This is a genomic window from Levilactobacillus yonginensis (assembly GCF_964065165.1).
GTDB classification, from domain to species: Bacteria; Bacillota; Bacilli; order Lactobacillales; family Lactobacillaceae; genus Levilactobacillus; species Levilactobacillus yonginensis_A.
In genome coordinates, this window is sequence record NZ_OZ061549.1 from 1,715,288 (window position 1) to 1,735,376 (window position 20,089).

The following is a 20,089-nucleotide window of genomic DNA, read 5'->3' on the forward strand; positions in this document are numbered from 1 at the left end:
ACGTTTAATAGATAGCTTGGTTCATCGTTTAAAGTCAAGAATAGAACGGGCCACCGTACAACTGATGGCCCAAAATGTTTTCAAAAGTAACGTTGAACGGTCCGAGATATTTCCGGTACCGAGTGAACAACGCTAACTGAATTATAACACATCATGAAGCTTCTTTCAGTCCAGGCACATCAAGGACTTAAGCTTCCTTTAACCTGTTATTTCCCGGGAAATGCACTTTTCTAATGAACATATCTGTCAATTAAGTCTATTAGACGGCCCGTTGTTAGTAAGATAGCGGTTTCAATCTCACCAGTCCCGGACTTCCTTACAATTTCACGACAATCTCTTTACGAAAATTAATTTCTATATTTAGTCAGGTTTGGACGGGTAGCCAACCACAGCTGACCAATCGACTGGTTAAGCAAATAAACCAGGAAATAATTTTAGAGCGTTTATTTTTAGCGAACCGCTTGCTAAATCCATCAACAGCTGCCCATTATTCACAAAATTAGGTGGATTTAAAAAAATTTTGCCAAAAAATGCTACCTACTTCGCGACCGTTGCTCGAAATACGATGTTTATTTTGCCTAATTTCAAAAAAATCTCAGAATTCCAAAAACTTTTTAAGATTCAGAAGTAACCACGGTAAACCGGGATTTTTCGTCCCTTCGTCATTATGAAATTTACAATCTTTTTGAATAAAAATAAATTTTTTTTGAAAAAGGGGTTGCGCCCCCCTAATCCTCATGATATGATAGTTCTCGTTGATATGGAAGACATACGACATAACCGATATGGGCAGTTAGCTCAGCTGGCAGAGCAACGGACTCTTAATCCGTGGGTCCAGGGTTCGATCCCCTGACTGCCCATCACTTACTAATCAGCTTTCACGAAGCTAACTTCGTGGTTGCTGATTTTTTTGTACCCTGAGGTAATAAATATCCGCTGACCTCATGTTTATTCATAGTGAGTTCACACGTTGCTTTTTCACTGAACAGTAGCGATTTATCACCGTGAACTCCCTCAGAAGCCGCCACAGTAAGCCTGCTTCACCGACACTTCCTACATATATGGATGACACCCGCAACGGAAACTTGCAGAGGTGATGCGTTATCCAACAGCAACATCAAAAGAATCGCATGTCTTATCGGGTCGTCGCCCTCTTGATTGGCCTGGTCTTAAACGCCTTCGGCAACGCCCTCAGTGTTTCAGCCAACGCCGGGAGTGGGATTTGGACCGCGGCGGCCGTTAACATCGCTTACTGGATTCACGGCAACGTGGGGGTCATTCTCCTCATCGTCGGGGTTCTGAGCGCGCTTTTGAATCAGATTTTGATTCACCAGATCGACATCCCCCGGTTCGTAGGTGAGGTGGCCTTCATTTCCTGTTTCAGTTACTTCATTGACGTGTTCGTTTCCATGTTTGGCAAATGGGGAGTTCCCGACCTTTCCTTGGGTTGGCGCATGCTCCTCAGCATCGTAGGAGTCACCATCTTTGCTAGCTCCATTTCCATCTATCAGCGGGCTAACCTCATCATGCACCCCAACGATGACACGTCGAACATTCTGCGGTTCATGTACCTAGGTGGGCGCGCCACGGCTTCACAGCTGGTCGACTTCATTCCGCCGATTATCATGATTGCCGTTTGTTACATCGCCACCCGGCAGATTTACTCCGTCAACGTGGGGACGTTATACTCCATTATCTTTAACGGCGTCATCATCGCCGCCGCTGATAAGCACATCATGCCACACCTGTACCACAACTTTAGAGTTTCTCATTAAATTAACCTTATCCGTTGACCACGAGGTGGCCAGCGGATTTTTTTCGTCTCCCCAAATTTGTTTTCAACCGTTCATACTGTCTATACTGGTCTTGTCAACCACGCCCGTTTAAAAACGGACGCTTGTGAGAACCACACCCTTTGGCATGGTGACCACAATTTGCTTAGATACAGCGCTAGCCTACGAATAGGACTTATCCGCTAATTACCAAAGCCTTTTAGGTCCGCAGGTTGCCAGACGGACTAATTTTTACAGGGTTGCTAAACCCTTAACTAGAATATTTTTAGCTGCATTATGATCACGGACATGAAATATCCCACAATTAGGACACGTCCACTTGCAATCAGCTAACGTCAACTTGTGCTCACCGGTCATGATGTGCCCACAATGACTACAGGTCTGCGTTGTATTCCGGGGATTAATCGTCAAAAATTTCCGACCATACAAATCGGCTTTGTAAGCCAACATGCTCAGTAAAGTTCGCCAACCAACGTACGAGATGCTCATTGCCAAGGCGTGGTTCCGCAACATATTTTTACTCCGCAGTTCTTCAGCTACGACTAAATCGTGGTTTTTGATCAAGGTCGTAGAGAAGTGATGTAAAAAGTTCTTACGTTGATTGGCAACTTTAAGTTGTAATTTGGCCACTAATAATCGTTGTCTTTGATAATTCTTTGCTTGATAACAAGCGTACCATATGAGTATACCGTATCCATAGCAAAGTGTCTTACAATAATATTTATGGAGATAACATATAAGCTTCGCTGATCAACGAAAGGCATAGTGGCATTCATCCCTTGATTGAGAGCAAGGGAATTCTGCCTAATATATATTAAAGGAGGCACCATCATGCGCTTTACCTCAAAATTTCTTGATTCCTATTCACGCTGGGTCAAAACCCTAGATTTCCTCGAGTTACCCGTTGGCATTCTCTGGCTACTTAACTTTCTCTGGCCGCACTACGTCGTGCAGACCAGTATCATCTTTGGCCTCTATAACGTTATCTTCTTTCTCTCCTGGTTGGTCGAAACCATTTGGCGCCATCATCAGAAGAAAAATGGGCGTCTAAAGCGTTGATTTGGACTGGACAAGCTCCCACCTCAGGGACTACGCTTAATAAAAATAAGTGGAGTGGACTATTTCTCGGATAATCATTTTATCGACTAGTCTATCCCCACAGCTTAGAGGGGAACCGTCACTATGAGAAAATCCGTCGTCCTGTTCGCCAGTTGTCTGGCCCTGCTGACTAGTCTGCCAGCCGCCGCTGCCACTAAGAATCCAACACCCATCAGCAAATACCGTTACGCTAGTAAGAAAGCCGCCTACTATAACAAATCGACCAGTGCTTACTACCGGTCTATTTGGACGGCCGCTCGTCAGGCTTGGAATAAATCCAAAGCTTTTAAGTGGTCTCCGACCAAGAATAAAAAGTCACGGACGTTTACCACGACCATCAGTAAGGCCTCTGGCATCTGGATCAACGCAACCGGGATGGCTTACAATGGCATGTCCTTTGACAAGGCTGGCCATCAGACTGGTTCAGCCATGTACCTGAATCGGTCCGTTCTGAAAAAATACAAATACAATAAGAAACAGCGGACCAACGTTGCCATTCATGAAATGGGCCACGCTCTGGGCCTCAGCCATAACGCCAAGGGCTCCGTTAGTGTGATGAATCCAGCTAACCGGGTTCAACCGCTACGTAACGTTGATATCCGCGGCGTTAAGAAGGCCTACAGTACGCCCGTCACTCCACGTAAAGCTTTGGCTTCCGCTGCCAAGCCATCCCTCTCCGTCGATCACATTAAGGACTATTCCAACAACATTTATGGCGTTGAGGGACTGGTCCACGACGCCGGAACCATTGTAGAAGGGACCATCACCAAAAGTGTTGGCCACCACCAGGCCCCTAAGAATTACTATACGACCCAAACGTTAAAGGTGTCAGACAAGTTTAAGGGCGCCGCCGCTGGGACCACCCTCACCTTCACCCAGGGGGGAACTACGCAGATGGCCGTTACCGACAGCGAGGTCTTGCATCCCGGTGAAGACGTGCTGGTCATGTTGGGGAAGAGTGCCGCTGGTAAATACTACGTTATCAATGACGGCCAAGGCATGTTTCTCGATACCCACACCAGTAACGGGCACGAGCTCTTTGAACACGTGTCTGATCACACCATCTACACGGAAGACATGCTCCACTAAGTCTATCTTCTCGCCTTACCGGCCGCCAGCTATGGGCTGGAACGGTGCGGGCACAACTTGAAGCCTCGAAAGTGCCGAGTCTTCAAGCTTGGCCTTCTGCTAAGCCAGCAGGAAAAACACCTCCTGACTAAGCAGAACGACGCGCCTGAGCCCATATCTGGCGACCTCTCGGCTTACATAGTAGTTCTTACTGCCAGGTCAGCTAGCTGTTATCAGCAAGGTCGTCATAAGTGACTCAACTCCCGCCTATCAGCGATAATCATGTTGCAACACCATCAGAGCCGGAGGCGGCCAGGGACGCAGCCAGCTTACACCACGGGCGACTTTGGAGACACGGTTCCTTCGTGGCTTCAAATCGAGCGAGAAGCCCGCTCTTTGGCTGAAGCGTCCCCACAGCAGGCTACATCCCTGGCCGCCGGAGTGCGTTCAATTTAGCGTACTAATACTGGATTGAAGCAACTAATTCATTTTTCAACTTTTAGTTCTGATTCAAAATGAAAAGCGGTCGTGACGGTTTAACCCGTGACGACCGCTTTTCTATGTATGGCTTAGTGCAGGTACCAATGATGCAGCGCAGTTACTAGGTCAATCAACGCAAATAACGCGATGAATCCGCCCACACTAGCAATAAATAGGAGTCCATAACTTCGCCAGAACAACTGGCCTTGCGTGATGAAATCAACGGCTCCCTTAAACAGAAATACCGGTAATAAAAAGAACAGATAAATCTCTAACCAAGTCAACCGATTGGGTTACTTGCTCCCTTAGAATCTTCCGAAAACCCATCACACAACCTCCTCCGATGATCCATCATCGCCGAAGCCTGATCTGATGCCGGTTAGCCACCGCCATCACCCCGTAATCAGTCCCGGTTACTACTCATCCCCGAGTCCCCATGCAGTCATCATACCATGGCCACCCCACAATAACTATGCACCTGAACTAAGTTGTACGAAAAAACTAAAGCTTGTCGACAACTTGCTTATATAACTGTTTTTGCTAGTGAGAATGACTAGTTCGTCGCCGCCTAGCTTGGTGACGAACTCATGTCGCTAGTTATTACTTTGATAATTAGAATGTCAGCTTTCGTAGCATTTACTGATTGTTCTTGAGCAAAAAAGCGCTTATCTGTGAAAGGCGTTGACGTCGTCCTGATTGCCAGCTATGCTTAGGTCCTCATTCTGATACCCGAAAAAGCTGTCCCGAGTTCTGGGGCAGCTTTTTTGGTTGCTATTGGGGCTTGTCAGTTGGCTGAAAGAATTCGGTGAGCGTGTATTGTCTTAGGCAGCTTGTCCCCAGAACCATCTTCCCAACCTGCGTGTCAAAAGGGACAGGTCCCTGCGCTTAGCGTAAAACCGGTCCATGACTTTGTCTCTGCTGGCTTAGAGCTTTCGTCTCCGGAGATTTATCCTGTGCCTGGCAGCTTCTGAAACGTGTGGAAATAGGCAGTTTCCTGCGCTTAGCACAAAACAAGCTCCAAACTGGATAAATCCAGTCTGGAGCTTGTTTTACGCTAATGCTCAGAATCTAAGCGCCTATTTCCACACTCTATTTCCAATACGCATACTTATACTGTGCATCACTCATCATGGTGTACTTCAACCCACCGACCGACTTAGATACTAAGTGCGCCTTGGCTTGTTGGTACAGTGGGACTAAGCCCGCCTGTTCCGTGACGTACGTATCCGCCTTCTTTAACATGTCCCACCGTTGTTGCGTGGTGTACTTCGCCGTGTTGTCAATTTCCTTCATCATATTACTGAAGTGGGCGTTGTTCCACTTCGTGAAGTTAACTGAGCTGGTTCCATCTGCCATTTGTAAGAAGTCTGATGGGTCCCGCCAGTCCGTGGTCCAACCGTCCAAATCAATATCGAAGTTCCCGGCCGCCCCCTTGGCAATCTGCTGGGCCAATGGCATCGACTTAATGGTGATTGTCAGGCCTGGCATGTACTTCTGCGCCTGTTGTTGTAAGTATTGAGCCACGTGCTTCTGTTCGTCCGTATCAGCCGTCAGGAGCTCTAAATTAGCCTTCTTGATGCCCAACTCCTTCTTTGCTTGGTTCCAGAGCTGCGTCGCCTTCTTCGGATTGTAGCTCAACAGGTTACCCACGTCTTGTGAGAAGTCCTTACCAGTGGTTGGATCATTACCGTCACCATAAGGAATCAGACTCTTAGCCGCCGATGAGCCATCTTGTAGCACACTCTTCGTCACAGCCTTCCGGTTCACAACGTAGGAGAACGCTTGCCGAACCTTCGTGCTGTGCGTCACGGTCTTCTTGTCGTTAAATTCCAGGAACCGCATGGAGCTGTTCAACGTCGTCTTCAATTCTGGATTGTTGGCGTTTTGCTTGATGTATTGACCTGACAGTACCGTTTCTTGAACCTTGCCCGACTTGAATAAACTAGCCGAAGTCCCCGGGTCCTTCACAACCTGAACGCCCACCTTCTTGATTTTCACGTTCTTAGCGTTCCAGTAGTTATCATTCTTTACGTAAGTCCATGAGTCCGCACTTCCACTCCAACCGACTAACTTGTAGGCGCCTTCGGACATGGTCTTAGCTGCGGAAGTCCCATACTTGTTACCATATTTATTAAATAAATTTGTCTTGATTGGATAAACCGCCGTTGCCAAGATATCTGGCAACCAAGGCTGTGGTTTGGACAGCGTCAATTGTAACGTCTGCTTATCCAAAGCCTTAGCACCGATGGCCGAAGGCTTCTTTTTCCCATTTTGCACATCATCGTAGTTCTTCAAGAATTTCAGTTTGTTGGCCACTTGTGACTTGGACTTGGGGTTAACCTGCCAGTCAATGGCGGTAACGAAGTCCTGAGCCGTGACGGGATCCCCGTTAGCCCATTTAGCATTCTTTTTGATCTTAAACGTATAAACGGTACCATTCTTCGTGGGCTTAACCACTTTTTCAGCAACCCCGGCAACGACCTTCCCGTTGCCATTCAGCGTGTACAGCCCTTCTTCAGTTTGGGCAATCATGCTGGAACTGTTACTGTCACCCGAAATAGCTGGGTTAGCGGTGGCAGGATTTCCCACCATCGTCACGCTTAATTCTTTATTCGCATCACTCTTGGCTTGCGTGGACCCACAACCGGCCAACGCTGCAACTGCTAACAAACCAAATCCTAATCCCATTAATTTTTTCATTTTAATTACCCCTCGTCATCGTTTATCACTAAAAAAGTCGTTCGCCTTTGTCAGCCATCTCTGGCTAACAAGGGCGAACGACTCGCGGTACCACCTTGTTTTATCTCTCATAGAGTTCCTTAGAACTCTCCGTGTGGTAATGGACACGAACCAGTAACAGCTACTTCATTCACTATTACGACTTCCAGATGCGCTTCACTCGTATGGTTTGATCCGGCTTTCATCACCCCGGACTCGCTCAGCAAACCATCACGAGCTACTCTTCTGTTTGACGTCTTCTTGATTGATATTAAATTTATCATCATTCATTTTATCTGTCAATCCTTTTATAAACATTCATTTTTATGTATATTTTGGGGCTATTTGGGTAAAAAAATGGCCAACCCACGTCGCCGTAGGCTGGTCGAAATGAATAATCGTGAAAATTTCCTAAATAATCGCGACAAAATTTTTTATTTATGCGTCCAACGTTGATGATTTTGTGTGGTGGTCGTTGTTTGCCGACTCACGGTCTTCCCCGCCTGACTGGTCGTGGTCTGCGTCTTAACTGCGACGTGACCTTTGCCTTTGCCACCATTTGATAGCTGGACGGCCGTTTGACCAGATGTCGGTTGAACCACTGAGTCCGTCACGGTTGATTGGCTCTTTGGCGCCTGAATGAACAGAAAAGCGCCTAAAACCAGACCGATCAATAGACCGACGATTCCCCGAATACTTTTTTTCATGTGCTTTCCCCTGATTTCCCTATGTGCGTTTTAGTCCTCTAGCGACATTATACACCTAAGTTGTCCAAAACTTATCGATAAGTTTCCACACGCCGTTGGTTTCCCGTCACGACAACCCCAGTCAGGACCAAGACAATCAGGTTAGCCGCAGCTGCCACCACGAAGAGTACGGTGTAGGAAGCGTGGTCAATCACTAAGCCGCCGAAAAGGGGACCTAGGGCCTTCCCAACGGACGCCCAGGCGTTGGCCATCCCCTGATACTTTCCCTTGACTACGGTCGGCGTCAGGTCGTTAACGAGTGCTGGAATCGCAGGAAATGCCGTTGCTTCCCCCATCGTCAGGATCACCATGGCAATGACGAAGTGTAGGTAGTCCTTGGCAAAAATCAGCGTGATAAATGATAACGCCACGAAGAAAATCCCAGCATAGACCTGCACGTAGAGATTGCTAACATAGTTGGCTAACCAGTTCAGACCAGCCTGAAAAACCACAATCAGTGCGGCATTTAGCGTCCACAACAGACTGTATTCCTTCATGGGAATGCCCATCCCCGTCATATAAACGGACAGGTTCGACGCCCATTGCTCATACATCGTCCAAATGATGACCAGCGAGACGAAGAACGTCGCCATGATCCGCCGATTGGGCAGCGCAATGTGGACGGTCGTCTTGGCTCTGGTCACCACTTTGCGGTTCACCACGGCCGGAACCTTGTAGCACACGATAGCCACGATGAGAAAGCCCACGAACAGGCCAAAGGCGATGCCAAACAGCAGCGTGATGCTGGTCGTGTAGACGAACCCCACCATGGCAGTTCCGAGCACGATTCCCAAATTTTCCGCAAAGTACAACATGTTAAAGATGTACCGACCATCCCGACTATGAATGGTCGTGGCCAGCGAATTAACCATCGTTAACGTCCACCCTGAGGCGAATCCCAGGAAGACTAACGCGATTGGGTAGGCTGGCCAACCATGCGTGAAGACCAACGTACCGAACGTGACCAGGGACATGCACACCCCAGCGATGGTCAAATGGTAGGGATTGAGGCGGTCAAACAAGCGGCCACCCAATACGCTACCCACGACATTGGCGAGGGAATAAAACAGCAAGATAATACCCACCTCGGTCAACGACGTTCCCAGCCGATTATGTAAATAGATGGTGGTCAGCGGCCAAATAAAACTCATGCCGATACTACTGAACAATGCACCCAGTAGGAGCCACCGGATACGGATCTCTTGCATAAAACCCCTCCTTTTCTCAAAAGATGTTAAGCTTTATTCTAGCACTCGTGGGGCGAACGTGACCACCCCACATCTAGGAGGTCATCCCATGACAAAACTCATTCAATCCGTTCAACGCGCCGCAGCCATCTGTCGGTTACTGACCACGCAACCCGAAACGAGTCTCCACGAGCTTCAGGCAGCCCTTCAGCTCCCCAAAGCCACCACTTACGGCTTACTAGCTACTCTGGTTGCCGAACGCATCGTTTATAAGAATCCGCTGACCGCCGCCTATTCACTGGGACCGGCAGCCTTGGTTGGGGACCAACCGCTCACTGGCGACCAACTGGTCCGACTATTGCGCCCCAATCTACAACAACTGGCAAGTGACCGAAACCTTGCCGTTCACGTTGCAGTCCGCCAGGCCGACCGAGCGCACTACTTAGCCAAAATTGAGGCGCCCCACCCCCAACACGTATCCGCCCAGCCCGGACAAGATGATTCACTGGCTATCACCGCCACCGGCAAACTGCTGCTCAGTGCCAGCCCAGCTGACTTTCAAGCCAGCTATCTAGCGAGTCTGACCGCACCACTAGCACGGCAATTACAAGACGATCTCTCCACCATCAGTCGCCGAAACGTGGCTTACGACTACGGTGAACAGACGAGCCAAATTGCCTGCGTCGCTACCGGTCTGCGCGACCACCGGGGCCAGGTGATTGCCAGCGTCAGTCTCGTCCTACCAGCCACTGCCACTTCAATCGACCTGCGGACTGGCGAGCAGCAGCTACTTGCATTGACTGCAGCTTTGGCGCCCCGCATTTAAATTTAAAGAGGTGGACCAGCTCAATTCATCACTAAAAAAAGGCCAGGAATTTCGTCCCGAGCCCTTAAAGTAGCATTAAATTTATTGCACCGGCTGACCAGAATGCTGTTCCAAGCCACCCGATACCGGCAAGTTCTCTCCGTTGATTGGGTCAGACTCGTCGCTAGCCAGGAAATACATGACCCGTGCGATGTCTTCCGGTTGGGCGATCCGCTTCAATGGATTGGCCTGTTCGAACTGTGCCACGACCTCTGGTGGGTTGGCCATAAACATCGGCGTCTTGGTCGCACTTGGATCCACGTTGTTCACGCGAATATTGTACTGCCCGTAGTCCAAAGCCATAGCACGCACCAGGTTGACGACGGCACCCTTGGCAGCATTATAGGCCGCCATGTTATAGTCGCCCCGTAAACCAGAAATGGAGCCGGTGTTCACAATCGTCCCGTGCCCCTGTTCAATCATGCCAGGAACAAAGGCCGCACTCATCAGATAGATGGACTTGACATCGACCGCCATGATCCGGTCCCAATCGTCCTCCTTGACCTGGTGGAGCATCCCCGGAACAAAGATCCCAGCATTGTTCACCAGGCTGTCAACGGACCAACCTTGAGCCTGAACAGCTGCGGCTAAAGCTTGTACGGAAGCGGCCTGACTAACATCTGTCGCATGAAAGAATAGGTTGGCATACCCCGCTTGCTGCAAGTCTGCGACCACTTGGGACCCCTTTTCCACATTTAAATCGGCCAGGACAACGCGCCAGCCACGGTGACTAAATAGTTTGACAGCGCTGAGTCCCATCCCGGACGTAGCACCAGTAATAATTACAGTTTTCATGGTTCAAAACCTCCCAATTTTAAATAGGGGTTCGACAATGCCGAACGGGCTTTCCCTGAACCCCGCACACTATACGAGGCTCTACCTAATTTGTCAAACGCTTCAATTGCATTTTTACGCAGCTTTCCCTACACTTAGTCCCTAAGGAGGACCACCACGATGACAATTTTACTGATCAACGGCAGTCCCAGAAAGACTGGCAACACGGCAACTCTGGGCGACCGACTGCTCACTAATCTACCTTATCGCACCATTCATCTGACCGACCATCAACTCAACTTTGTTCAGGATTACCGAGACACGAACCATCCTCAACAGGACCTAACCGATGATTACGAAACATTGATGGCCCAATTTGCTCAAGCAACCGATATTGTGCTGGGAACGCCAGTCTACTGGTATGGCATGACCGGGCAACTCAAGGTCTTCATGGACCGCTGGTTTGACAGTTTCACCAACGACTTTCCCTTTGCTGGCAAGCGTCTCTACCTGCTAGTCGTGGGGGCCGATGAACCGGAAACCAAGGCCACTGGTATCACCCAGGCGATTCAGGAATCCTGTGACTGGTTACAGATGGACTTCCAAGGGACGGCGACCGTTACGGCAGATAGTCCCACGGACGTCGCCAAGATGGCAGAGCTTCCCGCTAGTGTGCGTCGTTTACGTGATATTCTGCAGCAACACCAAGCTTAAATGTTTCATGTGAAACACAACTAAACAACTTAACTTCTTTGACCAGTTGGCACGTTCAGCACTCAACCGGTCATTTTATTTTGCCTAAACACCCTATTCAGCTACGAACTATGCTAGAGTAAAAGTTGAATTCATTGAGAAAGTGAGGCTTCACCATGCAATTTCGACTTATCCAACCAACCGACAATCCTGCGTTAGCTAAAATCCTACGTGGCAACCTTAAAGCCAACGGATTAGACATCCCGGGGACCGCTTACTTCGACGACCTTGAACACCTCAGCGACTTCTACCAACAAGCTGGGCGTGACTACCTAGTCGCGCTCGACGATACTGGTGAAATTCTCGGCGGTGGCGGTTTTGCCGAATACCTCCCTGATCAAGGCATCGCGGAGCTTCAGAAGCTGTACCTGGCTGACACCGCTAAGGGGCAAGGTGTGGGTTACCGTTTGGTCCGGACGGTCGAAGTCATGGCCCGTGAGGCCGGCTACCAACAAATGTATCTAGAGACCCACCATGCATTGAAACCGGCCATGCACCTTTATGAGGAAATGCACTACCAATTGGTCCCTGAACCTTTAAAAACCGCGGTACATCAAACAATGGATCGTTTCTACGTTAAATCACTCATTAAAAGCTAATTTTTTCCAAAAGGAACGTGTGCCTACGACCTGGCACACATTTTAACCAGATATCTTCGGAGCGCAAAAGGCCTGAGACAAATGTCTCAGGCCTTTTTTTATTTATCAGTCGATAACTAATCGGCAAATAAAAAACCACCGCTCGGGGAAAGCGATGGTCATCGGAGTAGGGGTAACGTCACTATATAAGAATGACGTTAACTATTTTTTCATTATTCCAGGGGAGGAGGAGTACATGAAAAAAGATTGTTAATCTTTGGTAGAAGCAACCTACTGGTTAACTTCTATGCTTCATATAATAATTGGAAAATATGATGAAAGTGTGAACTTTCTGGCACACTCTTATGAATTTTGCGCATAGTCACTATTTAAGACGTTATTTCCTTACGGGGAGCAGGGTTTTGTGGCATCACTATTTTAGTCATATTTCGCCCAATTCATACGTTTGATTTTAATTTATACAGCATATAACACTTTATACAGCAATCTATGCACCAGATCAATTTCATCTCGGTCTAGTTCCTTTTGATGGCTGAAACGTGCGCCGTCAGCCAGACTCCTCCGCTTAGCAAAAATAAGGTCCCTGTCCGGCCATGCCAAACAGGGACCTTATTTCCCATACACTCATTTTGTATTCCGTTCTTGGCGGCTTCCGAAACGTGCTCTGCAAGGCAGGTCCCTGCGCTTAACACCGCCAAGCACCAGACTTCGCCTCAATACCCCTGCCCTGGCGGCTTCCGAAACGTGCGCCGTCAGCCAGACCCCTCCGCTTAGCAAAAATAAGGTCTCTGTCCGGCCATGCCGAACAGGGACCTTATTTCCCATACACTCATTTTGTATTCCGTTCTTGGCGGCTTCTGAAACGTGCTCTGCAAGGCAGGTCCCTGCGCTTAACACCGCCAAGCACCAGACCGGTTCCACCGGTCCGGCACTTGGCGACGTTAATGCTCAGGACCTAAGCGCCTTGCTCCACACTCTTACCCTTCCGGCGTATAAGCCACCGAGGAGAACTTGTTGAACGATTTGACGAAAAGTAATTTGACCGTGCCTCGAGGACCCGACCGGTTCTTTTCAATAATGACTTCAACCTCACCGACGTCTTGGTCGCCCTCTTCACGTGGGTCACTGTTGTTGTCACTGCCACCGCCGTCTTCGTCGCCTTCCCGTTCGTAATAATCATCACGGTACAGGAACGAAACGATATCGGCATCTTGTTCGATCGATCCGGATTCACGAATATCAGATAGAACTGGGCGCTTGTCTTGCCGCTGTTCCACTCCCCGTGAGAGCTGGGACAACGCAATAACTGGCACGTGCAGTTCCTTAGCTAACTTCTTCAATTGCCGCGAAATATCGGAAACTTCTTGTTGCCGACTCTCGTGGTTGGTTCCTTCAATCAGCTGCAGGTAATCGATTACGATTAACCCCAGGTTACCCTTTTCTTTTGCTAACCGCCGACACTTAGCCCGAATTTCAGTAATCTTATTCCCGGCCGTATCGTCGATATAAATGTTGGCCTTGGCCAGACTGCCCATAGCCACAATCAGGTTTTGCCATTCATCCTCGGACAACTGACCAGTCCGTAAATGGTTGGCATCGATGGAACCTTCCGCACACAACATTCGGTTGACCAACGATTCCGCACTCATTTCCAGACTAAAAATTGCCACAGTTTTATCGGTCTTAGTCCCCACGTTTTGCGCAATGTTCAAGGCAAACGCAGTCTTCCCAACGGCTGGCCGCGCGGCGAGAATCATTAATTCGTCGTCGTGCAACCCCGTCGTCATCTTATCCAGTTCGGCGTAACCGGTAGATAACCCGGTAATCACGTCACCCTGTTCGGAAAGCTTATTGATCTCTTCAAATGAGTTATTTAAAACATCACGAATAGGCTTGAACCCCGATTGGTTCCGCGTTTCCGCCACACTCATGATATCTCGTTCAGCATTATCTAACAGGTCCGAAACGTCTTCGTCCTGTTGATAACCCTGCGTTGCAATGTTCGTGGCTGTCTGAATCAGCCGCCGTAAAATGGCCTTTTCTTGAACAATCTTAGCGTAGTAGGTGGCGTTGGCCGCGGTGGGCACGGAACCCGCTAACTCAGCAATGTAGGTCACACCACCGACGTCGTCCAGCTCGTTTTTCGCCGTCAATCGGTCGGTGATGGTCACCACATCAATGGCTTCATCACGGTCGTTCAGGTCGATCATGGCCTGAAAGATAATCTGATGTTCCCGGCGGTAGAAGTCTTCCGGGGACAGATATTCCATGGCATCCACCAATGCGTCGGTACTCAAAAAGATCGCCCCAAGGACGGCCTTTTCGGCATCGAGGTTCTGTGGTGGTGTGTGATCTGTGAGAACGTTGTTATCCATGCTTAACTGATTACCTCTTAACTCAATTTTGTCTGCCGCAACGGACTTCTGAACTTACATTTTACCATGTAAGCTAGGATGGGGGAAATATAAGTTACCCCACTGACGGCTGGTACCATGAAAAAAGCCGCCCTGATAGGACGGCTTTTGAAATATTTATTTTTGCTTAGCAACCACGTGAACCCGAATCTTCGCGGTGACGTTGCTGTGCAGCTTAACCGGCACGTTCGTGAAGCCCAAAGACCGGATAGGTTCTGGGAGTTCGACCTTGCGCTTGTCGATCTTTAAATCAAATTGCTTTTGCAGTGCTTGAACAATCTGCTTACTAGGAATGGACCCAAATAACCGGTCGTCTTCCCCCGCCTTAGCCACGATTTCAACAACCGTCTTGTCGGCTTCCAGCTTCTTTTGTAAGTCCTTGGCTTCTGCCAATTCTTCGGCGTCCCGCCGTTGTTCAGCTTTGCGTTCGGCACTCAACTGACTCATCGCGGATTGGTTGGCTTCCTTAGCCAACCCCCGTTTGATCAGGAAGTTTTGGGCGTAGCCATCGGGAACATTCTTGATTTCCCCACGCTTACCCTTACCGCGAACGTCCTTGATAAAAATAACTTTCACGTCGCTCACTCCTCACTTATTCCAACTATAATATTAATCCTACGCTAAGACGACGCGTTTAGCAATTAACTAAGTCGTCGCTTCCTCCGGCTCATCACTATGATTTAAAATATCAATCAGCTGCTGCTTGACCTCAGCCACTGTCTTGTCGCTGATTTGCGTGGCTGCGTTCGACAGGTGACCACCACCGCCCATCGCTTCCATGGACAATTGTACGTTAATTTCACCCAGCGACCGAGCAGAAATACCTACCCGACCATCGGCCCGACGCGTAATGACAAATGACGCATCGACACCCGACATGTTCAACAGGTCATCGGCAGCCTGAGCGGCAGTAACGGGATCGTAGGTTTGGTCCTCTTCACCGGCGATCAGTGCCATGTCTTCATTGATAAACTCGACCATTTCAATTAAGTGATTGCGTTGCAGGTAACTGTCGACGTTTTCCTTCATATACTGTTGCATTTGAATCGCGTCAGCTCCAGCAGACCGCAAGTAACTGGCAGCATCGAACGTCCGCGTCCCAGTCCGCAACGAGAAGTGCTTGGTGTCGACGAAAATCCCTGTCAGCATCGCAGTGGCTTCCAGCTTGTTGATTGGTTCACCCTCTTGTGACTGATACTCAAACATTTCGGTAATCAGCTCACACGTAGAGCTAGCGTACGGTTCAATGTAGACCAACAATGGGTTCTCAGGGAACTCTTCACCACGACGGTGATGGTCAATAATCATGACCCGGTTTTCCAGGCGGTGATACAGTTCAGACGAAATGGAAATCGATGCCTTGGAATGGTCAACCATCAGCAACATACTCTGATCGGTCGCCTTCTCCAGGGCTTCTTCCGGTGAAATAATGGCGGCATCGACATCTGGATATTCTTTCAAGTTATCCAGCAACCGTTGCACGTCGGAATGAACAGTCTCTTTGTCGAGGACAATCCACGCCTTCTTATTATTCATCTTCGCAATCCGCCGAATCCCTAAGCAAGCTCCCAACGAATCCATATCCGGTTGGGTGTGTCCCTGAACAAAGATTTGGTCGGATTCATTCATCAATTCCTGCAGTGCTTGCGAAATCATCCGGGCCCGAACCCGCGTCCGTTTCTCCATCGGATTCGTCTTACCACCATAGTAGCGGGCTTCCTGGTCAGCGGCTTTCACCACGACCTGATCCCCACCCCGACCGAGGGCCAAGTCCAGATTACTCTGAGCTTGATCGGCCAGTTTATTCAAGTTAGGGTCGCCGTACGCAATCCCCATACTCAAGGTCAGAGGGAAGTTTTGCTTCGACGTACTCTCGCGAATGGTGTCCAAAATTTTAAACTTATCCGCTTCAATCCCAGCCAATGATTTAGCATAGGCCAGAATGAAGTAGTGGTCATCATCCAATTGTTTGAGGTACATATCAAATTGCTGGACCCACGCCGACAATTCATTCGTGACATAATTTCTCAGGTTAGAAATGTCTTGGTCGGTCATTGACTGTGTGACTTCATCATAGTTATCCAGGAAGATCTGCCCAATCGCAATTTTCTCATTATCGTACTGTTCCTGAATCAATTGGTAATGGGTGATGTCATACAAATAAATCGCATGAAAATCTGGTTGAACGTACATCGTGAAACGTTTATCCCGCCATTTCACGGTCGTCATGGTCTGGGGCTCCGCACCTTCCACCAGCTTTGCCAAGTCCGTATCAACCGCCCCAATCGTGCGGTTCAAAACGTCCTGGTCACCAAAGTAGTGTTGCAGGTAAGGATTGACCCATTCAATCTGATCGTTTTCCCCGAGAATAATCACACCAGGTGGCATCCGTAGCAGTGCTTCCTGCTCACCCTGCTGAATTCGAAAGGACAGGTCAGAGATGTACTGCGTCGTATCGGCACCAATTTCCGCCATAGTATTAAATGCTATCAGCGTTGCGATTCCCACCAGAACTAAAACGACGATCCCAAAAATCCAATTGAGCAGAAACGAGAGCACAATGCCGAGAATTGCCAGTATGGCAGTCATCATTGCAATGCCTCGCAAGCGCCGGTTCTGTAAGAACTCAGGCACATTTGCTCGTGAAAATAATTTATTCATTTTGCTCCTCATCTGATTCATCTGGAAAAGATATTTTGACCCACCCATGCCGGGCAAAAACTCACGGGATCAAAAAGTGTCAAATAATAACCTTATTTTATCACACTCGCTGGTAATGACAAACCCGTCCTACGTAATAAACCGCGTCATGACGGGCACGGCAAGAGTTTGGGCATGATTAAAAATTCCCAGTTGACCTTGACGTTACGTCAACCACTATAGTAGATTACAAGCAAGACAGGAGGTGGTCACCATGACCTACAGCATTCAACAGTTAGCCAGTTTAGCTGGCGTCAGCACTCGGACCCTACGCTACTATGATCAAATCAAGCTGTTACCCGCTAATCGCAACGTTCATAATGGCTACCGTGAATACGATGCGAGCGCCGTAGACCGGCTCCAATTGATTCGTTACTTTCAAACGTTTGGCTTCGAGCTGACCACCATTCAACAACTGCTCAGCCAGCCCCGTACCGTCCAAACAGCCGCATTAGCTACGCAACGGGCCCAGTTGGCCGCAAAGCGTGATCACCTCACTACCTTGCTGAATACGCTGGACCGCACCCTAGCGGCCCGTAACGGAGGTCCTCAGATGACTGATTCAGAAAAATTTGCCACCTTTAAACAGGAGCAACTCGCCGACAACGAGCAGGCCTTTGGCACAGAAGCCCGTCAACTATATGGAAAAGCAACCGTCACAGCTAGCCAACAACGGTTTGCTAATCTAAGTGAAACCGAGTATTGCGACATGCAGGCCACCGAGGCTGAGCTATTTGTCGCTCTCAAAACGGTCGCCACAACGGGTGACCTCACGAGCGAAGCCGCTCAGCGAGTCTACGAGTGCCATCGGAAATGGTTGTGTTTCACGTGGAACAACTACTCACCGGCTGCTCACCGTGGCTTGGCTCAAATGTACTCACACGATTCCCGTTTTGCCGACTACTACAATCAACGGGTCGGCTTGCCTAATGCGGCAGCTACATTAGTGGCCGTGATCAACCGGTTTACAGCATAACTCGAATCACCACACGTCAACCCTTTTTTAATCTACTACAGAAACCAGCGGCCATGAGAAAATGTCATGGCCGCTGGTTTCTTGGTAAACTTTCTAATATTACGAATCAAAACCGGTTTATTGATTGGGATCCTTGATTTGGCTCCAAGGCATCACATGGAGCATCCAAGAAATGCCGTACTTGTCAGTGAAATGGCCCATCTTACCACCCCAGAACTGCTCCTCATATGGCATATCAACGGTCACTTCACCTGAGGCAACCAACCGTTGATAAAAAGCGTCCGCTGCCTGAACACTAGCGGCATCGTCACCATTAATATCCAAGATCATATCCACCTGATTAGACGACTGAACCGGGCCCCGAAAACTATCGGCACACTGAAAGCTCATGCCTAGGACTGTAAATCCGGCATGAATCGTCAGACTCTCTAGTTCGGCATCTACTGGTAGATGAAACTGTTTGGCCTGTTCTGGTTGGGGGCTAAAACGATAGACATCCGTGGCACCAAAGACCGTTTGGTAATAGGCCAAGGCCTCCTTGGCACTTTCAAAGGCAAAGCTGGGAATAATTCTCGATTGCATAAATAACCATCTCCTGACTATGAATGTCCTAAGTTTAGCAATCTTCTCAGTGAGATGGTAGTAAAGGGGCTTGAATAATTTATTGTTCGCAATCTAGTGGCGGCCGCAACTGATACTTTTATTCATATCGCTCATCAATCACTGCCTTTAAACACTTACTATTCCCTAATCAGGCTCTGATGTTTCATGTGAAACAAAGCTATTCAGTCTGATATCTCACCTGTTTAGTTGATAAACGCACCGATTCCATCCAGCTGACCGCGATTAATAACGATCCATTAACATGTATAAATATTAGCTGTGTAATGCGCCATATTTATTCAATTATGCTAGCGTTATTCTTCTTGTCTCCTCAGTTTTCCTATGCTAAGCTTGATTTCCAATCAGTCAGGAGGTTAGCCTTATCCTTAGCTTACTCATGCGTTTAATCATTTGGTTACCCACCTTTCTAATCACTTGCTTTGCCCTTTTTATATTATTGGGCCGACTAATGGGTCCCCTCCTAGTAAGTGACAACATCAGCATTGTCTTCACGATTATCATCCTAATTGTCAGCGTGGCGATTGCTGTCGAGATTGCCAATTGGGTATGCTTTCGTCATTGGCATGAATCAGGCAACGACTAAACCCAATCGTCTACCAAAATTTCTTACATTATAGGGTATAAATACGAGGTCGGAATTTTTCCCAGCCTCGTTTTTGCTAATCACTATTTTACCATCAATATCTGCCAACTTTCTCATTTTACAACCGCTTTGGGCCGGTTTTACCGGGTAGCCAGCCTGAAAATACTGACAACAATCGTTAGAAGTAAATTTTACTAACTCCCAAAACAATTTAATTATCCAGTGAATGATCTGCCAAATTAGCCACCGCTTGTCACCGCTTACATTACTACCAATATCATATTTATCCCACACCACCCAATCATCCCCACCATCTTCTCTCAACTAATCACCACTGAAAATTTTACGTCTTTTTTTCAAATTCGCCGTTGACAAAACAAATTTCGGTGCTAAACTAGCAATTATTAACAATTGATTAGAAAATTAAAAAGTGATGATGAAGTCCAGTAGTGCTGAACGATCTTGTCAGCGAGCCCGGTTAAGTGAGAGCGGGTCAAGATTCTTAGCACGAACATCCCTTCGGAGCTGTTAGCTGAAATTCAAGTAAGTTTATACCGGAAGCATCCGTTATCAATGCAGTGAATCGCGGGAGTGGTCGTTTCCCAAAAGTTCCTAGCTTTTGAGGCTCGTCCTCTAGGAGCCCGCCGTTCATAGATAAGGCTACTTTTTGAGTAGCAAAAACTAAGGTGGTACCGTGCGAACTGCACCCTT

Annotated in this window: 17 protein-coding genes, 1 tRNA gene, 1 pseudogene and 2 other annotated features (1 of these 21 only partly in view); of the genes and pseudogenes, 8 read left to right on the forward strand and 11 right to left on the reverse strand. The window is 48.3% G+C overall.

Annotation, left to right across the window (positions count from 1 at the left end):
• Positions 1-787 precede the first annotated feature (787 nt).
• Positions 788-860 (forward strand) — tRNA-Lys (locus AB3Y94_RS08180).
• Positions 861-1,130: 270 nt separating this feature from the next.
• Positions 1,131-1,775, forward strand: coding sequence for a hypothetical protein (locus AB3Y94_RS08185; protein WP_367295793.1), 645 nt, complete (start codon positions 1,131-1,133; stop codon positions 1,773-1,775).
• Between the two features lie 249 nt (positions 1,776-2,024).
• Here AB3Y94_RS08185 and AB3Y94_RS08190 read toward each other — a convergent pair.
• A pseudogene (locus AB3Y94_RS08190) lies at positions 2,025-2,453 on the reverse strand (RNA-guided endonuclease InsQ/TnpB family protein); the annotation flags it as partial.
• 171 nt (positions 2,454-2,624) lie between these two features.
• Here AB3Y94_RS08190 and AB3Y94_RS08195 point away from each other — a divergent pair.
• Positions 2,625-2,852, forward strand: coding sequence for a hypothetical protein (locus AB3Y94_RS08195; RefSeq protein WP_367295794.1), 228 nt, complete (start codon positions 2,625-2,627; stop codon positions 2,850-2,852).
• A gap of 123 nt (positions 2,853-2,975) precedes the next feature.
• Positions 2,976-3,980, forward strand: a complete 1,005-nt coding sequence (locus tag AB3Y94_RS08200) for a matrixin family metalloprotease (protein ID WP_367295795.1) — start codon at positions 2,976-2,978, stop codon at positions 3,978-3,980.
• Positions 3,981-4,528: 548 nt separating this feature from the next.
• Here AB3Y94_RS08200 and AB3Y94_RS08205 read toward each other — a convergent pair.
• From AB3Y94_RS08205 to AB3Y94_RS08220, 4 genes are all read right to left on the reverse strand, one after another.
• Entirely contained in the window at positions 4,529-4,723 is a 195-nt protein-coding gene (locus AB3Y94_RS08205) for a hypothetical protein (protein ID WP_367295796.1), read from the reverse strand.
• 805 nt (positions 4,724-5,528) lie between these two features.
• On the reverse strand, positions 5,529-7,139 hold the full coding sequence (locus AB3Y94_RS08210) for a peptide ABC transporter substrate-binding protein (RefSeq protein ID WP_367295797.1): 1,611 nt from the start codon (positions 7,137-7,139) through the stop codon (positions 5,529-5,531).
• A gap of 66 nt (positions 7,140-7,205) precedes the next feature.
• Positions 7,206-7,420 (reverse strand) — a binding site (T-box leader).
• Positions 7,421-7,591: 171 nt separating this feature from the next.
• Positions 7,592-7,864: a hypothetical protein gene (locus AB3Y94_RS08215; RefSeq protein WP_367295798.1), complete on the reverse strand. Its 273-nt coding sequence runs from the start codon at positions 7,862-7,864 to the stop codon at positions 7,592-7,594.
• 71 nt (positions 7,865-7,935) lie between these two features.
• A complete protein-coding gene (locus AB3Y94_RS08220; RefSeq protein WP_367295799.1) occupies positions 7,936-9,111 on the reverse strand; it encodes an MDR family MFS transporter in 1,176 nt (391 codons plus the stop codon).
• Positions 9,112-9,199: 88 nt separating this feature from the next.
• Between AB3Y94_RS08220 and AB3Y94_RS08225 the strand changes: the two genes are divergently transcribed.
• Positions 9,200-9,916 (forward strand): IclR family transcriptional regulator, encoded by a 717-nt coding sequence (locus tag AB3Y94_RS08225; RefSeq protein ID WP_367295800.1) that lies wholly within the window; start codon positions 9,200-9,202, stop codon positions 9,914-9,916.
• Between the two features lie 81 nt (positions 9,917-9,997).
• Here the strand turns inward: AB3Y94_RS08225 and AB3Y94_RS08230 are convergent, their stop codons facing one another.
• Positions 9,998-10,750, reverse strand: coding sequence for an SDR family NAD(P)-dependent oxidoreductase (locus tag AB3Y94_RS08230; protein WP_367295801.1), 753 nt, complete (start codon positions 10,748-10,750; stop codon positions 9,998-10,000).
• Between the two features lie 159 nt (positions 10,751-10,909).
• Between AB3Y94_RS08230 and AB3Y94_RS08235 the strand changes: the two genes are divergently transcribed.
• Positions 10,910-11,443: a flavodoxin family protein gene (locus AB3Y94_RS08235; RefSeq protein ID WP_367295802.1), complete on the forward strand. Its 534-nt coding sequence runs from the start codon at positions 10,910-10,912 to the stop codon at positions 11,441-11,443.
• Positions 11,444-11,598: 155 nt separating this feature from the next.
• A complete protein-coding gene (locus AB3Y94_RS08240; RefSeq protein WP_367295803.1) occupies positions 11,599-12,081 on the forward strand; it encodes a GNAT family N-acetyltransferase in 483 nt (160 codons plus the stop codon).
• 977 nt (positions 12,082-13,058) lie between these two features.
• On the opposite strand, the gene dnaB is transcribed toward AB3Y94_RS08240, so the two are convergent.
• The 3 genes from dnaB to AB3Y94_RS08255 all read right to left on the reverse strand — a co-directional run bounded on the left by dnaB (position 13,059) and on the right by AB3Y94_RS08255 (position 17,156).
• Positions 13,059-14,456, reverse strand: coding sequence for a replicative DNA helicase (dnaB, locus tag AB3Y94_RS08245; RefSeq protein WP_367295804.1), 1,398 nt, complete (start codon positions 14,454-14,456; stop codon positions 13,059-13,061).
• Positions 14,457-14,612: 156 nt separating this feature from the next.
• Positions 14,613-15,071 carry a 50S ribosomal protein L9 gene (gene rplI / locus AB3Y94_RS08250; protein ID WP_367295805.1) on the reverse strand — a complete coding sequence of 153 codons (459 nt, stop codon included), beginning with the start codon at positions 15,069-15,071 and terminating at the stop codon, positions 14,613-14,615.
• A 69-nt stretch (positions 15,072-15,140) separates the two neighbouring features.
• Positions 15,141-17,156, reverse strand: coding sequence for a DHH family phosphoesterase (locus AB3Y94_RS08255; RefSeq protein ID WP_367295806.1), 2,016 nt, complete (start codon positions 17,154-17,156; stop codon positions 15,141-15,143).
• 253 nt (positions 17,157-17,409) lie between these two features.
• On the opposite strand from AB3Y94_RS08255, the gene AB3Y94_RS08260 reads away from it, so the two are divergent.
• On the forward strand, positions 17,410-18,171 hold the full coding sequence (locus tag AB3Y94_RS08260; RefSeq protein WP_367295807.1) for a MerR family transcriptional regulator: 762 nt from the start codon (positions 17,410-17,412) through the stop codon (positions 18,169-18,171).
• 117 nt (positions 18,172-18,288) lie between these two features.
• On the opposite strand, the gene AB3Y94_RS08265 is transcribed toward AB3Y94_RS08260, so the two are convergent.
• Both AB3Y94_RS08265 and AB3Y94_RS08270 read right to left on the reverse strand, forming a co-directional pair.
• Entirely contained in the window at positions 18,289-18,753 is a 465-nt protein-coding gene (locus AB3Y94_RS08265) for a VOC family protein (RefSeq protein ID WP_367295808.1), read from the reverse strand.
• Positions 18,754-19,363: 610 nt separating this feature from the next.
• Positions 19,364-19,702: a hypothetical protein gene (locus tag AB3Y94_RS08270; protein WP_367295809.1), complete on the reverse strand. Its 339-nt coding sequence runs from the start codon at positions 19,700-19,702 to the stop codon at positions 19,364-19,366.
• Positions 19,703-19,802: 100 nt separating this feature from the next.
• Positions 19,803-20,089 (forward strand) — a binding site (T-box leader); it runs 3 nt beyond the window's last position.